The 13,359-nt window shown below is 36.8% G+C and carries 19 protein-coding genes; 5 read left to right on the top strand and 14 right to left on the bottom strand.

Features of this window, described 5'->3' with window-relative positions:
• Positions 1-6: 6 nt before the first annotated feature.
• From spoIIIAE to CO726_RS01040, 6 genes are read right to left on the bottom strand one after another with little or no spacing between them, the layout of a single operon-like run.
• On the bottom strand, positions 7-1,179 hold the full coding sequence (spoIIIAE, locus tag CO726_RS01065; protein ID WP_099683051.1) for a stage III sporulation protein AE: 1,173 nt from the start codon (positions 1,177-1,179) through the stop codon (positions 7-9).
• 10 nt (positions 1,180-1,189) lie between these two features.
• Positions 1,190-1,573 (bottom strand): stage III sporulation protein AD, encoded by a 384-nt coding sequence (gene spoIIIAD / locus CO726_RS01060; RefSeq protein ID WP_098760810.1) that lies wholly within the window; start codon positions 1,571-1,573, stop codon positions 1,190-1,192.
• Positions 1,574-1,596: 23 nt separating this feature from the next.
• Positions 1,597-1,800 carry a stage III sporulation protein AC gene (gene spoIIIAC, locus CO726_RS01055; RefSeq protein ID WP_000020914.1) on the bottom strand — a complete coding sequence of 68 codons (204 nt, stop codon included), beginning with the start codon at positions 1,798-1,800 and terminating at the stop codon, positions 1,597-1,599.
• Positions 1,801-1,814: 14 nt separating this feature from the next.
• A complete protein-coding gene (gene spoIIIAB, locus CO726_RS01050) occupies positions 1,815-2,330 on the bottom strand; it encodes a stage III sporulation protein SpoIIIAB (RefSeq protein ID WP_099683050.1) in 516 nt (171 codons plus the stop codon).
• Positions 2,324-3,250, bottom strand: coding sequence for a stage III sporulation protein AA (gene spoIIIAA / locus CO726_RS01045; RefSeq protein ID WP_098760812.1), 927 nt, complete (start codon positions 3,248-3,250; stop codon positions 2,324-2,326). The genes spoIIIAB and spoIIIAA overlap by 7 nt, the downstream gene beginning before the upstream one ends.
• 27 nt (positions 3,251-3,277) lie before the next feature.
• A complete protein-coding gene (locus CO726_RS01040) occupies positions 3,278-3,559 on the bottom strand; it encodes a YqhV family protein (protein ID WP_000816054.1) in 282 nt (93 codons plus the stop codon).
• Positions 3,560-3,739: 180 nt separating this feature from the next.
• On the opposite strand from CO726_RS01040, the gene CO726_RS01035 reads away from it, so the two are divergent.
• The gene (locus CO726_RS01035; RefSeq protein ID WP_099683049.1) at positions 3,740-4,318 is read left to right on the top strand and encodes a GNAT family N-acetyltransferase; all 579 of its coding nucleotides are present in this window, start codon (positions 3,740-3,742) and stop codon (positions 4,316-4,318) included.
• A complete protein-coding gene (locus CO726_RS01030) occupies positions 4,299-4,601 on the top strand; it encodes a hypothetical protein (protein WP_099683048.1) in 303 nt (100 codons plus the stop codon). The genes CO726_RS01035 and CO726_RS01030 overlap by 20 nt, the downstream gene beginning before the upstream one ends.
• Before the next feature lie 36 nt (positions 4,602-4,637).
• Here CO726_RS01030 and efp read toward each other — a convergent pair whose 3' ends face one another.
• The 4 genes from efp to CO726_RS01010 are packed head-to-tail and all read right to left on the bottom strand — an operon-like array spanning position 4,638 to position 7,264.
• The gene (gene efp, locus CO726_RS01025) at positions 4,638-5,195 is read right to left on the bottom strand and encodes an elongation factor P (RefSeq protein WP_063222989.1); all 558 of its coding nucleotides are present in this window, start codon (positions 5,193-5,195) and stop codon (positions 4,638-4,640) included.
• Between the two features lie 21 nt (positions 5,196-5,216).
• On the bottom strand, positions 5,217-6,278 hold the full coding sequence (gene pepQ, locus CO726_RS01020) for a Xaa-Pro dipeptidase (RefSeq protein ID WP_099683047.1): 1,062 nt from the start codon (positions 6,276-6,278) through the stop codon (positions 5,217-5,219).
• A gap of 4 nt (positions 6,279-6,282) precedes the next feature.
• Positions 6,283-6,723 carry a type II 3-dehydroquinate dehydratase gene (gene aroQ / locus CO726_RS01015; protein ID WP_000757087.1) on the bottom strand — a complete coding sequence of 147 codons (441 nt, stop codon included), beginning with the start codon at positions 6,721-6,723 and terminating at the stop codon, positions 6,283-6,285.
• 52 nt (positions 6,724-6,775) lie between these two features.
• Positions 6,776-7,264: a YqhR family membrane protein gene (locus CO726_RS01010; RefSeq protein WP_136699308.1), complete on the bottom strand. Its 489-nt coding sequence runs from the start codon at positions 7,262-7,264 to the stop codon at positions 6,776-6,778.
• A gap of 244 nt (positions 7,265-7,508) precedes the next feature.
• On the opposite strand from CO726_RS01010, the gene CO726_RS01005 reads away from it, so the two are divergent.
• Positions 7,509-8,429 (top strand): DUF1385 domain-containing protein, encoded by a 921-nt coding sequence (locus CO726_RS01005; protein ID WP_000807112.1) that lies wholly within the window; start codon positions 7,509-7,511, stop codon positions 8,427-8,429.
• Positions 8,430-8,508: 79 nt separating this feature from the next.
• A complete protein-coding gene (locus CO726_RS01000) occupies positions 8,509-8,910 on the top strand; it encodes an SA1362 family protein (RefSeq protein WP_099683045.1) in 402 nt (133 codons plus the stop codon).
• On the opposite strand, the gene CO726_RS00995 is transcribed toward CO726_RS01000, so the two are convergent.
• From CO726_RS00995 to splB, 3 genes are all read right to left on the bottom strand, one after another.
• Entirely contained in the window at positions 8,907-9,569 is a 663-nt protein-coding gene (locus tag CO726_RS00995) for an HAD family hydrolase (RefSeq protein WP_136699306.1), read from the bottom strand. The genes CO726_RS01000 and CO726_RS00995 overlap by 4 nt on opposite strands.
• Positions 9,570-9,622: 53 nt before the next feature.
• Complete coding sequence (gene mntR, locus CO726_RS00990; RefSeq protein WP_001143080.1) at positions 9,623-10,051, bottom strand: transcriptional regulator MntR; 429 nt, start codon at positions 10,049-10,051, stop codon at positions 9,623-9,625.
• A gap of 144 nt (positions 10,052-10,195) precedes the next feature.
• Complete coding sequence (splB, locus tag CO726_RS00985) at positions 10,196-11,221, bottom strand: spore photoproduct lyase (RefSeq protein ID WP_099683043.1); 1,026 nt, start codon at positions 11,219-11,221, stop codon at positions 10,196-10,198.
• Positions 11,222-11,492: 271 nt separating this feature from the next.
• Between splB and CO726_RS00980 the strand changes: the two genes are divergently transcribed.
• Positions 11,493-12,341 (top strand): hypothetical protein, encoded by an 849-nt coding sequence (locus CO726_RS00980; RefSeq protein ID WP_099683042.1) that lies wholly within the window; start codon positions 11,493-11,495, stop codon positions 12,339-12,341.
• 28 nt (positions 12,342-12,369) lie between these two features.
• Here CO726_RS00980 and CO726_RS00975 read toward each other — a convergent pair whose 3' ends face one another.
• Positions 12,370-13,206: a lipoate--protein ligase family protein gene (locus tag CO726_RS00975; protein ID WP_000514079.1), complete on the bottom strand. Its 837-nt coding sequence runs from the start codon at positions 13,204-13,206 to the stop codon at positions 12,370-12,372.
• Positions 13,207-13,359: the final 153 nt, after the last annotated feature.

Below are 13,359 nucleotides of genomic sequence, written 5' to 3'. Positions count from 1 at the left end.
CACCTCCTACCGCATCATAAGTGTAATGTTCCCCGCAGCAATAATAATTGTGATACTTAAAAAGAACATAAATGATACGATAGCTAAGCAAGCAAATACATAAATGATGCTCCGGCCAATGATATCTAAACATTGAATAATTGCTCCGCCACCAACTGGTTGCAATACTGCTGCTGCGAACTTATAAATAAATGCGATACAAAAGATTTGAATCGCTGGAAAAGCGAAAATTAAGCATAGGATGACGAGCCCGATAATTCCGACTGTGTTTTTTAATAATCCCGACGCACTAATAACAGTGTCTGCCGCCTCTGTAAACATCCTTCCAACTACGGGAATAAAATTCCCTGTTACAAATTTAGCAGTTTTCACAGCGATCCCATCAGCAACAGCTGTCGCTGTCCCTTGTACAGATAATACTCCTAAAAAAATTGTTAAAAAGATACCGATAATCCCAACGCTAACATTTTGCAGAAGCTTGGACAATTTCGTAACTTTATATTGATCACTCATCGTACTTACAATACTTAATATCGTTGCAAGTAATAAAAGTGGTAAAACGATATAATTCATCAAAAGCCCACTCGTATTCATTAAGAAGATGATAATCGGATGAAAAAACGATACAGATACAACACCGCCTCCAGTTGCTATGAGTGCAAGCAAGATTGGCAATAACGCTAATATGAAATCTACCATTGTTTGTATCGTTTCTCTTGCATATGTCATGACGACATAAAAACTATTTAAAGCAAAAATAATAAGTACCATATATACAACTGCATCGGCAATTTTACTTACGCTACTCTTTGAAAATGCAGATTGCAACGATTGCAACAATGCACTAAAAATTGTGAGCATAATGAGCGTTCCAAGTAACTTCCCATTTGCAACAAGCTCGTGAAATAAATACTTTAATAAACCTAGCATCCACTCTTTTATAGAAAATTCTTTTTCTCCCTTTACAAACTCCATAAAGCTACCTTTTTGACTCTCTGGTAAATAGCCTCCATATTTTGTAACAAGCCCGTCCCAAAATTGCTTCACATCTTCAATTCCGAGCTTATCCAATTGTTGATCAACGACGTTTGTTTCTACAGGAGAAGCTTGTACAACAACCGGTAAAGAAAAGAAAAGGAAGCAAGCAAATAGCAGCTTAGCTCCAAAGCCCCTCAACATTCACTCCCCCTTATCCCGTCGGTAAAAATCCGAGAATAGTTTCAATTACAACCGTCAAAATAGGAATCGCCATAACGAGAATTAAAATCTTTCCAGCTAATTCAATTTTCGAAGCGATTGCACCTTGCCCTGCATCCTTTGTAATTTGCGCTCCAAACTCAGCAATATAAGCAATCCCTATAATTTTTAGCAACGTTTCTACATATACGTTGCTAACTTTCGCTTCACTCGCTACTTTCTCAATCATTTGTAAAATCGCGTGAATTTGATCGATTAAAAGAAGAAACATCACGCTACCTACGAACACAATAAATAATGACGTAATGCTAGATTTATGCTGATTCAATACAGCCGCTAAAAACGTAGCAACGAGGCCTAATCCGACAATTTGTATAATCTCGATTCGAACCTCCTCCTTTACTGGAAAAGAAAGACACTTTTTATCTTGTCGAATAACGTATTAATTAAAAATGCGACATGAAATAAAATAACGACAAAACCGACGAGGATAACCCAATTTGCAATATCCTCACGCTTTAATTCTTTTAATACGGTATGAATGAAAGCTAAAACAATGCCGATTCCGGCGATTTGAAATATTAATCCAACATCAATGGACATCGCCTTTCCCCCTCCTATAGCAGTAAAATTACGATAAGTAGCCCCGCTAGTACCCCTAAGCTCTTGATCATTTTTTCGTATTGTATTTGTAATGCTTTCGCTTCTTCTTCTTCTCTCTCTAAATGCGTAATACATAAGCGAATATGTTTTTGTTGTGATTCACGATCATGTTGTCCAAGCGTTTCACCAAATTGTTGCAAAATCTCGTACTCAGTTTGTTGAAATGCTGTTAGCTTCCAATTTTCTTTCAAACTATCTATCCAAGCTTCTCTTACTGTTTGTTCTCCGCTTTCTAGCCTTCTAGCGAAACTTTGAAATATCCAATTTAACGGCTTCGGCATTTGTTTTACTAATCGCTCGGCAGCTTCAGACAAAGGTGTATGCCCATACATAATTTCTGCCTCTAATGATTGAAGTGCCGCTTTTAATAATCTGAGTTGCCTTGGTCTCTCACTGTATCTTTTAGCGTATGAAAACCCGAAAAAGGTGCTGACCGCAACGATTAACACTGCACCAAATATTTTCACCATACGCTTTGCGCCTTTCTATGAGGTAATACCGATTTTCCATTCTTATCTTTCACTTGCATAACTGTTCCTGGCCCTCTTGCTTTTGATAGTTCCACAAACCTATCAAATATGCCGAGCTCCATCACTGCCTTTAGTGACGGGCGTTTCACAACATCATCATAAGAAAACCCATGCGCGCTTATAAAAAGCTGAACCCCTGCATGCACCGCCTCCATAATTGCTTCACTATCTTCTTTACGTCCAATTTCATCTACAATCAAAATATCTGGACTCATAGAACGAATCATCATCATCATTCCTTCAGCTTTTGGACATGCGTCTAACACATCTACTCGTGTGCCAAAATCATATTGCGGGATGCCTTTCACACAGCCTGCAATTTCTGACCGTTCATCTACAATCCCCACTTTACACGAAGGAATTTTTGAAGCACTTACACCTTGACTCATACAACGTGCTACATCTCTTAAAAGTGTTGTTTTCCCCGTTTGCGGCGGGCCTATTACCATTGTGTTTAACCATCGTGATTCATACAAATACGGCAAAAGCGGTTCAGCAATTCCTATTTTTTGACGAGCAATACGAATATTAAAAGAAGAGACATCTCGAATCATTTTCACTGCGCTTTTTTCTGTAATGACTTTTCCAGCTAAACCGATTCTATGTCCCCCTCTAAGTGTCACATACCCACGTTTTAATTCCTCTTCCATCGTATAAATTGAGAATTGACTTAATTTATTCAATAAGTAAATGGCATCCTCTGCTGTAGTGATATAGTCATAAAAAAACACTTCACCATGAGCAATACACTCTAGCGGTCTTCCAATCCGAACACGAATTTCCTCTAGAACATCGTACCACTTACAACTTTCCACTAACTGCTTCATCGTTTTCGGTAAAACTTCTAATACTTCTTTCATCAGCTTCTCCCCACTATACTCGACTTACTATTTCAACAACGCGATAAAAATGCAGCCAATTCCAAGCGCTAGAAAAAAGAGTTTCAAGAAAGAAATCTCACTCGCCACACTCGCAATGCCAATTGTCATTGTTAAAATTAATACGGTCGGTCCAACAAACGCCAACATACCATTTATAAACAATGCTTTCTTCGCATCATTCACATAAAGCATAAGCAAAGCGGCGAATATTTCCGCGCTACCTGAAAACAACCGAAGTAACCCCATTACAAGCACGGATGTTTCCATTGCCGCTAGCCACTGTTTCATTCTCCCACCTTCTCCCATAACGGTTACTAGTGCTGCACTCCAAAAAAGAATATATTTGTACAACCATATGCAGAGGTTGTCTATTTCAGAAGTAAAAACATATTTTTTCTCTAATGTCTTTATAGAATCTGAATATTCTAATTATTTTATGGTATATTTAATTTAAAAGGGGTATAGACGATGCAGCACGTTACTTTAGTACCACTCGATTTACGCTATGCAAATGTGCTTTTTAAGCTATCAAGTGATCCACACGTAAAAAATGCATTAGGAATAACAGTAGAAAAAATTGAAGACACGAAAGCATTCCTTCTTTTCGCCATAGAAGAAGAACGCCAAAAGAGGTCTTTATCAAGAATGATTGTAAATGAAGAAAATGAAATAATTGGTCTCACCACACTTAAACATATTAATTATGAGAAGAAACAATCTCACATTGGTAGTTGGCTCGGCTATCCGTACTGGGGAAAGGGATATAATGAAGCTGCAAAAAAAGAAATTTTTAAACTCGCTTTTTTAGACTTACAACTTACATACGTATTTGCTGGTGCTAAAGCGAATAATATCCGTTCTTTAAAAGCACAAGAGAAACTACCTTATATTTCGTTGCATGTGGAAAATAAGTTTCCAGACGAACACGCTGCACTAGAGAAGGAAGTAAAGTCACCTTGCTCTCTGCATGTCGTATCACGTGAAAATTTTTTAAACTGGTTGGATTTACAAATTGAGGGGGGAAAATATGAAGGTATTGAAAATTAGTTTAACTATTGTAGTAGAATTAGCTCTTATTTATCTTTTTTCATTATTGGCCGGTTGGTCATTTATGGAGGCCTTTTTTCTTGGTAGTTTAGCGATATTCGGTGCAATTTGGCCCATTGCTTTAAATATAAACCAAAACGCCAACATTGATCACACTATATATAAAACGGGTACGGTAAAACCTTTTCAAATGACATGGGGTCCTTACACAATAGTTGCTGCTAGTCTTACAGCTTTTAGTTTTATAATAACGACTATTTATTATCTGCCCTATTTTCTATAAAAAAAAGCACTCGTGATGATCACGAGTGCTTTTCTACTATGCACGAGAAACGTATTTACCTTCACCAGTGTTGATGATAAGCATTTCGCCTTCGTTAATGAAGATTGGTACTTGTACAACAAGACCAGTTTCTAATGTAGCTGGTTTTGTTACGTTAGAAGCTGTATCACCTTTAATACCAGGCTCTGTTTCTGTAACTTGTAATTCAACTGTGTTTGGAAGTTCAACACCAAGTACTTCGCCTTGGTAAGTCATAATAGATACTTCCATGTTTTCTTTTAGGAATTTAAGCTCGCGCTCGATTTGTTTTTCACCAAGTTCGATTTGCTCATAAGTTCCGTTATCCATAAATACGTGAGCCTCGCCGCTCGCGTATAAGTATTGCATACGACGGTTTTCGATGTGTGCTTTTTCTACTTTCTCACCAGCACGGAATGTTTTCTCTTGAACAGAACCTGTGCGAAGGTTACGTAGTTTAGAACGAACGAATGCAGCACCTTTACCTGGCTTTACGTGTTGGAAATCAAGTACTTGCCAAAGGGCATTGTCCACTGAAATTGTTAAACCTGTACGAAAATCGTTTACTGAAATCATGTAAAAAAATCCTCCTGTGTATTACAAAATAATAAGTTCTTTTGGTGATTTCGTAATTACTTCATTACCTTCACTTGTTACAATGATATCATCTTCAATACGTACACCGCCAATACCTGGAATATAAATACCTGGTTCTACTGTTACAGCCATACCTGGTTCAAGTACTGTATCAGAACGGAACGCTAAACCTGGTGCTTCATGGATTTCAAGACCGATTCCATGACCAGTAGAGTGTCCGAAGTATTCACCGTATCCTTTTTCCGTTATGTAATCACGCGTTAACGCATCTGCTTCACGGCTAGTTAAACCAGCTTTAATACCGTTCACACCACGTAATTGTGCTTCTAAAACGATATTATAAATTTCTTTCAATTTATCAGATGGTTCACCAACTGCAATCGTACGAGTAATATCAGAGCAATATCCTTTGTAATAAGCGCCGAAGTCTAATGTAACGAAATCTCCTGTTTCTATCACTTTTTCAGATGCCACGCCGTGCGGTAATGCCGAACGAAGACCTGAAGCAACGATAATATCAAACGAAGAAGATGTTGCTCCTTGTTTTCTCATGAAAAATTCAAGTTCATTTGACACTTCAATTTCAGATACTCCCGGGCGAATGAATGATAGAATATGTTCAAAGGCAGCATCTGCAATCTGTGCAGCTTCCTTTAATATCTTAATCTCTGAATCAGTCTTTATCAAGCGTAACTTTTCTACAAGCCCAGAAGTTGGGATAAATTCAGCATCAATCGCTTCTTTATGAGCTGAATAAGAACTATATGTAAGAGTATCTTGCTCAAAGCCAAGCTTTTGAATTCCTAGTTCTTTCACTTGCTTTGCAACTTCATCGATAATTAATCCTGCATGCTGTACAATCTCGTATCCAACGGCTTGTTTACTAGCCTGCTCTACATAACGGAAATCTGTAATAAATTGAGCACGGTTTTTCGAAATCAGTACAACACCAGCTGTTCCTGTGAAGTTAGCCATATATCTACGACTATGTTCATTTGTTAACAAAATACCGTCAATACCAGCCTCATCAAATGCACTTCTTAATCTTTCGACTTTCTCCATTACTTTATGCCTCCCTCAATTTCTCCATTAATGCAAATAACGCTAACTTATAGCCATAAAAACCAAATCCAACAATCTGTCCCGCACAAACAGCTGCCGTCACAGATTCGTGACGGAACGACTCACGCTGGTGAATGTTAGAAATATGTACTTCAATAACAGGAATCGAAATGCTCGCAATTGCATCTCGAATCGCATAGCTATAATGCGTAAATGCTCCAGGATTTAAAATGATCCCTTCATATATATCTTCTGCCTCATGAATACGATCGATAATCGCACCTTCATGATTAGATTGGAAACATTCTAACTCCACTCCCATTGTTTCTGCTTCTTGCTTCATATCTGCTTCAAGTGTCGCTAGCGTGCCCTTTCCATATACATTTACCTCCCTGACACCGAGGCGATTTAGGTTAGGACCGTTTACGAGGAGTACCTTTTTCATATGCTTAAAACTCCTTAATATTAAATATCTATATAACATTTTAACATAGGAGTTACTTATTTGAATAGTTTGTCTTCTCTTCTCCTTCTCGCTCAGCTTTATTCGTATTTACTGCATAGGAAACAGAGTATGCAATAAACACTCCATACAATATAAAAATGCATATTGTCGTCACAATTGTTTCTTTCGGTAAATGGAGTGCACTTTTAATAGCAGGCGCTATTAAACCCAGTCCGAAAAATAGTAACGCCCACCAAAATAGACCATAAATCATCCCTGGAAGAATTCCTTCAAACTTTGCCAAAAATGCTTTATACAAAAAGGCAATTAAAATCGAAAGTAGTGCCATACAAACAATTCCTGACACATTGCCCCATACCCCTTCTTTCCAGCTTCCAAAGGCAAATGGTAATAGTAAATAGTTCGGTCCCGCTTCTGTAAATGAAAATATATGAAGGAAATACCATATCCCTCCCCAAAAGAGTCCACCAAATAAACCAATTTGTACAAAATTCCTTGTTCCTAATTGTTCTTGACTCACATCAACACCTCCGCTCAATAGTATGCCCGAAACTATTTTGAACCATGTTTAAATACTGCGAAATTTGTCTATAAAAAGAATAAGAAATGTCCGACTCTCGTAACATTTTCCCTTGTCATCTACTTGTATTTGTCGATAAAATAAAGGAAACTCGGTGATTGTCTTATTTCAAAATGACAGAACCCAGTATGACAATTGCCTCTTTTTCTACATAAGAGAGAAACAAATACAGGTTGGTGTTAACATGGCAGAAGAGTCAAAACAAATATATGGCGGGCAAGCAGTCATAGAAGGAGTTATGTTTGGCGGTAGAGAATATACTGTTACAGCGGTTCGTCGTAAAGATAAATCGATTGAATTTTATCGATTACCACGCGTTCGTAATAAAGCATTATCTATCCTAAAAAAAATTCCATTTTTACGAGGGATTGCCGCTATTGTGGATGCAAGTGCAAACGGAGCAAAACATTTAAACTTTGCTTCAGAACGATTTGATGTCCACCCAGAAGAAGACGAACAAATTGCAAATAAAAAAGAAGAACAATCGAAATTAACGATGGTATTAGGAGTTGCAGCAGTTGGCGTTTTATCTTTCATATTCGGTAAAGTCATTTTCACAGCAGTTCCTGCACTACTAGCTGAATTAACGAGACCGATTTTCCCATCTCATACAGGGCAAATCATTGTCGAAAGTGTCATTAAGCTCATGCTATTATTGAGCTATATATACTTTATTTCTTTAACCCCACTTATTAAGCGGGTATTTCAGTACCATGGTGCGGAGCATAAAGTAATTAATGCCTATGAGAATAATCTTTCACTGACTGTAGAAAATGTTCAAAAACAAACTCGCCTTCATTATCGCTGTGGTAGTAGCTTTATTATATTTACAGTCATTATTGGAATGTTTGTTTATTTCCTTGTCCCTACAGATCCACTTTGGGCCAGAGTGGTAAACCGAATTTTATTAATTCCAGTCGTTCTCGGCATTTCTTTTGAAGTGTTACAATTTACAAATCGATTACGCGATATTCCAGTATTACGCATACTTGGATATCCTGGATTATGGCTACAACTATTAACAACGAAAGAACCAACAGATGATCAAGTGGAAGTAGCCATTGCATCGTTTGAAGAATTATTACGTTTAGAAAACAAACAATAATTATTTAAAAATGGTGTTCAACTCCTTTCCTCATCGTTAATATACTAATTTTAATATATGTTTTTAGGAGGTGTTCCTTATGAACGGTCGTTCGTTTACTTTCGCTATATTTGTGCTTATTATCGGATTAGCAATATTCGGCCTTGTTTCATCTGTCATTACAGATCCAATGGGAGTGTTAAGAAATATTGGTATCATGTTGGCTGTCGTTGGTATCTTTTATTTACTCTACAAAATGTTTACAAACTCTAGTGGTTCTGCAAATTCGCAAAGCTCATATAAGCGTGCTGCAAAACAATCGAACCGCAAACATGGGAAACAAAACGTAGCACCCCTAAGCAATTCTTTCTTTAAATCAAACGCTTCTAATGACAAAGGGAAAAAAGGGAATCCTTCTTCTTTGAAGCGAAAAAGAAAACAATCTCATTTAACTGTCATTGAAGGCAAAAAAAACAAAAAGAAAGACCGTGCTTCCTTTTAGGAAATACGGTCTTTCTTTATATTTTGCAGCACTTCTTTCAAACTTTTATCTTTCATACTTTCAATTCGAAGGTGATGATTTTCAAATGGTAAATTCCTTGTCACATCATTAGGTACAACAACGCACGTTAACCCCGCTGCAATCGCTGCTTTCAATCCGTTTAACGAGTCTTCAAATACAACCGCTTCAGACGGATCAATCGCTAAATCTTCTATCGCAATTCGATAAAGTGCTGGATCTGGTTTTACCTTTTCAACATCTTCTCTCGTTTTAATTACTTCAAAATAATCTCGAATTTGTAGCTCTTCCAAAAAAGGAATAACCCATTCTCTAGATGAACTGGAAGCTAATGCGATTTTTAATCCCATTTCTTTCGCTTCTTCTAAGTATTCTTTTACCCCGTCACGAGCTTCTGGTATTTTCATTTTCTCTTTATGTAAAGTTTTCACTTTTTCTTGTAATGCATGCTTGTTAAACTTCTCTTTTAATTGGTCATTTAAATATGCATACAGTACATCATCTGTCGTTCCAATACATTTTGCAAATTCCTCTAAAGGTAACTCTCCACCATTCTCACGAACGGCGTCTCTGAAAGAGTGAAACCATATAGTTTCTGTGTCCACAATTAATCCATCAAAATCAAAAATAATTGCTTTCATAATTCTCCCATCCTTTTCAGTCGAAATAAAAAAGGAAACGACATACGTTCCCCTTAATTACTTTTCTCTTCATTTGCTTTTTGAACACCGCGAAGTGTTTCCACTCTAACTTCATCTTGTTCAAAGTATTGCACTAAATCACCGATACGGTCAATTGATTCCCAACTTAAATGATGTTCAATTCCTTCTACATCATTATAAATTTTACTTTCATCCACACCAATAATGCGCATAAACTGCTCTAACAATTCATGACGATATACGAGACGTTCTCCGATTTTTTTACCTTTTGATGTTAATACAAGCCCTCTATATTTTTCATAAATTAGATATTCGTCTTTGTCTAATTTTTGTACCATTTTCGTTACAGAGGATGGATGTACACTAAGTGCTTCAGCAATATCAGATACACGGGCATAACCCTTTTCATCAATCAACAAATAAATTTGTTCAATATAATCTTCCATACTAGGGGTAGGCATCGGTTTCCTCCATCCAATTTCATTTTGCTCATTCCGTACGAAGCAATCAATAAAATGATACACCAGAAAGAATAACGTGACAAGTTGAAAACAAGCCTAAATATATAAAACAAAAAAGAATCTGTATTTGTATACAGACTCCTTTTAAGTAAAGTATTGTATTTCTGCATCAGGAAAAAACTCATATATATAACCTCTTATCGTTTCTTCCAATACTTCCGCATCATCTTTTTTATATACGTATTTCCCGATGCCGTATCGTCCCCATTTATATTTACGCTTCTCTTCATCCATTTCAAGCTTCGTATTCGGATAACGCTCTTGAATGACCTTTTTTGCTGGTTTTGTAAAGCGATGCTGAATTAATTCAAATGTTAAATTCGGTATCGACAAATCTTTTAACGCATTGTACAGTCGTTCAAATAGTTCACGGTATCCTTCTTCCCACCCTTCATGCATATAAAGTGGCGCAACTATAAAGCCAAGTGGATAACCCGCGCCTGCTACTTTACGAGCCGCTTCAATTCGTTCTTCAAACGGTGATGTCCCCGGCTCAAAATTTTTAATTACATACCGTGAATTAATACTAAACCTGAAACGAGTTTTCCCATTATGTTTTGCATCTAATAAATGATCAACGTGCGAATATTTCGTAACGAAACGTAAACGCCCATGCTCACTTTCTCCAATGAATTCAATCGCCCGCTTTAATGCATGTGTTAAATGATCAATTCCAACGATATCTGATGTACAAGCAGCTTCAAACCTTGTTATTTCAGGTGCTCTTTCATCCATATATTGCTTTGCCTTCTCAAATATTTCATCAAGATTAACATACACACGAACGTAAGGCTTACTCCCAAGTGTCGTTTGCAAATAACAATAATGACAATGTCCCATACATCCTGTTGCAAGCGGAATTGCATATTCAGCTGACGGTTTTGACGTATCAAACTTTAATGTCTTCCTCACCCCAACGACAAGCGTTGCTTTTGCATTACGATACTTTTGCAAATCATTTTCACCCGGCAAATTCCGAATTTGATTATGGGATGTTGTTTCACGAATTTCTAATCCCATCTTTGTAAACTTCTCATACAACTCTTTTCCAAGCGGATATTCAAGTGCCTTCGGTTCAAAGTAAACAAGTTTTGGCATAAACGGTTTCATATGCTTCCCTCCTCTTGTTAGTATGGGAAACGTTTAAAAATTAACACGCATTAAAGTTTTCCACGTTTTAACAGCCCTTCAAAAGGCTGTTTTTCTTCTGTCTAATTTTACAAATTGAAAAATTTCATAAAGAAAATAAGAAAAATGCAAAATAATTAAAGTTAATTGTTGACGTGATGCTTTTATTATCGGTATCATAAATCTTCGTGAGCAATTATTTTTCGTTATACGATTTTTTTATTATTACTGAATTTTTGAGAGGAGAAATTAGATGTCAGTTAAGAAGAAAACGCAAGTACGCACCGGCAAAATGGTACGTGAACTAATGTTAGCAGACGAAGATGTAAATGCTTCGCTAATTATGGTATATAGTGAAAACGGTGTAAACGCAGAAATTAAAATCGAGGGCTTAACGCCGAAATGTAACGAAGAATTATTTTTGAGCGGAAACGTGGATTGGAACAAGAGTGTTATTTATAAAATTGTTGATTTCACTGGGAACGCTGAAGTTGGTAAAGTTACATTAACAGCGATGAACAAAAACAATGTTTCTCTAGAAATAGAACGCGTTATGTGGAGTAAAGAAAATAAAGAGGCTGCTGAACAAGAAGAAACAGTTGTAGAAGCTACTCCGAAAAAAGAAGTAGTTGTAGAAGCTCCAAAAGCAGTTGCACCTGCTCCAAGGCCTGTTACGCGTGTGGAAACACCTGCTACAGCACCAACACCGAAACCTACTCCGGCACCGACACCGAAGCCAGTAAGTGTAGAAGCAGCTGTGGAATTATCTACTCCAGCACCTGTGAAACGAGAAGTACCAACTGCAGTTACAAAGCAAGAGACAGCACCGGTCGCGCCTGCAAAACCGAAGCAACCTGCTATGACTGAAACAAATTCAAAACTACAAGAAAATTATGTGAAACTCGTGAAAAAGACAATTGAAGTTTGTCAAGATTACGAGCTTGGCATCGACATAGATGATTCTATTGAAAGCTTAAAAGAAGAACTACAAAGCCAAGGTATTAGCGTTACATTTGACAAAGAAATTATGGACGTTGTAAATCGCCTTCGTTCTTTACAAGATAAAGGAATCAAAGTAGAAAAAGTACTTAATTTACTATAAAAAAATAAGAGGGGGCGATTGCCACCTCTTATTTTTTATAATTCCATTCTTTACTTTCATACTTCTCTTTTGCTAATGTTTGCACTTCATGTAACTGTTCTTCTGTTAATTCATACGGAACAAGCTCTACATCTAATCCTTTTTCAAACCCAACCTCAAACGCTTTAATTAACTGCTCGATTGTAAACGTACGGTCTGTTAATTCATTAATTGCTACCGCTTTAGAAGAAAACATACTCTTCATACGTTCTTTTACACGTTCATTCGGGAATAAAAACAGATCGTATAATTCATCTAAATCTATTTCTAACGGAATCGATCCGTGCTGTAAAATAACACCTTTTTGACGTGTTTGTGCACTACCTGCGATTTTTCTGCCTTCTACTACAATTTCATACCAAGACGGTGCATCAAAGCATACACCTGAACGTGGATTTTTTAAATTTTCACGATCTGCTTCTGTTTTTGGAACTGCATAATACGCTTCTAACCCTAATGCTTTAAAACCGTCCAGTAAACCTTGCGAAATAACGCGATACGCTTCTGTAACTGTTTTTGGCATATTTGGATGATCTTCAGACACAATAACACTGTACGTTAATTCTTTATCATGTAGTACACCCCTGCCGCCTGTTTGACGACGAACGAATCCATATTTCTTTTCGTTAACTACATCCATATTAATATCTTTTTCAACACGCTGGAAATATCCAACTGTTAATGTTGGTACTTCCCATTCATAAAAACGAATGGTTGGTGGCATTTTCTTTTCACTTTGCCAATTTAATAAACATTCATCTAACGCCATATTAAATGCCGGTGAACATTGACCAGAGTTAATATAACACCATTTTTCTTTTCCCATCCTGCACCTCATATAACCAATTATTTTTCACATTCTCTAGTCTACCAAATTCGACAAAATTTGTGAAAGAATACGAAATTTCTTCTTATATGCAAATGAATCTGTTGCATAAATACATACGGGCATTATAATATTGAAAGTAGGATAAGAAAA

It is taken from the genome of Bacillus fungorum, from assembly GCF_002746455.1.
Lineage (GTDB): Bacteria > Bacillota > Bacilli > Bacillales > Bacillaceae_G > Bacillus_A > Bacillus_A fungorum.
This window is presented reverse-complemented; position numbering and strand designations above follow the sequence as displayed.

What these genes read in the sequence shown, in the direction of transcription:
- spoIIIAE (WP_099683051.1), bottom strand. Translation starts at nt 1,179, where the DNA reads ATGTTGAGGGGCTTTGGAGCTAAGCTGCTATTTGCTTGCTTCCTTTTC.
- spoIIIAC (WP_000020914.1), bottom strand. Translation starts at nt 1,800, where the DNA reads ATGTCCATTGATGTTGGATTAATATTTCAAATCGCCGGAATCGGCATT.
- spoIIIAB (WP_099683050.1), bottom strand. Translation starts at nt 2,330, where the DNA reads ATGGTGAAAATATTTGGTGCAGTGTTAATCGTTGCGGTCAGCACCTTT.
- spoIIIAA (WP_098760812.1), bottom strand. Translation starts at nt 3,250, where the DNA reads ATGAAAGAAGTATTAGAAGTTTTACCGAAAACGATGAAGCAGTTAGTG.
- CO726_RS01040 (WP_000816054.1), bottom strand. Translation starts at nt 3,559, where the DNA reads ATGAAACAGTGGCTAGCGGCAATGGAAACATCCGTGCTTGTAATGGGG.
- CO726_RS01035 (WP_099683049.1), top strand. Translation starts at nt 3,740, where the DNA reads ATGCAGCACGTTACTTTAGTACCACTCGATTTACGCTATGCAAATGTG.
- CO726_RS01030 (WP_099683048.1), top strand. Translation starts at nt 4,299, where the DNA reads ATGAAGGTATTGAAAATTAGTTTAACTATTGTAGTAGAATTAGCTCTT.
- efp (WP_063222989.1), bottom strand. Translation starts at nt 5,195, where the DNA reads ATGATTTCAGTAAACGATTTTCGTACAGGTTTAACAATTTCAGTGGAC.
- pepQ (WP_099683047.1), bottom strand. Translation starts at nt 6,278, where the DNA reads ATGGAGAAAGTCGAAAGATTAAGAAGTGCATTTGATGAGGCTGGTATT.
- aroQ (WP_000757087.1), bottom strand. Translation starts at nt 6,723, where the DNA reads ATGAAAAAGGTACTCCTCGTAAACGGTCCTAACCTAAATCGCCTCGGT.
- CO726_RS01005 (WP_000807112.1), top strand. Translation starts at nt 7,509, where the DNA reads ATGGCAGAAGAGTCAAAACAAATATATGGCGGGCAAGCAGTCATAGAA.
- CO726_RS01000 (WP_099683045.1), top strand. Translation starts at nt 8,509, where the DNA reads ATGAACGGTCGTTCGTTTACTTTCGCTATATTTGTGCTTATTATCGGA.
- CO726_RS00995 (WP_136699306.1), bottom strand. Translation starts at nt 9,569, where the DNA reads ATGAAAGCAATTATTTTTGATTTTGATGGATTAATTGTGGACACAGAA.
- mntR (WP_001143080.1), bottom strand. Translation starts at nt 10,051, where the DNA reads ATGCCTACCCCTAGTATGGAAGATTATATTGAACAAATTTATTTGTTG.
- splB (WP_099683043.1), bottom strand. Translation starts at nt 11,221, where the DNA reads ATGAAACCGTTTATGCCAAAACTTGTTTACTTTGAACCGAAGGCACTT.
- CO726_RS00980 (WP_099683042.1), top strand. Translation starts at nt 11,493, where the DNA reads ATGTCAGTTAAGAAGAAAACGCAAGTACGCACCGGCAAAATGGTACGT.
- CO726_RS00975 (WP_000514079.1), bottom strand. Translation starts at nt 13,206, where the DNA reads ATGGGAAAAGAAAAATGGTGTTATATTAACTCTGGTCAATGTTCACCG.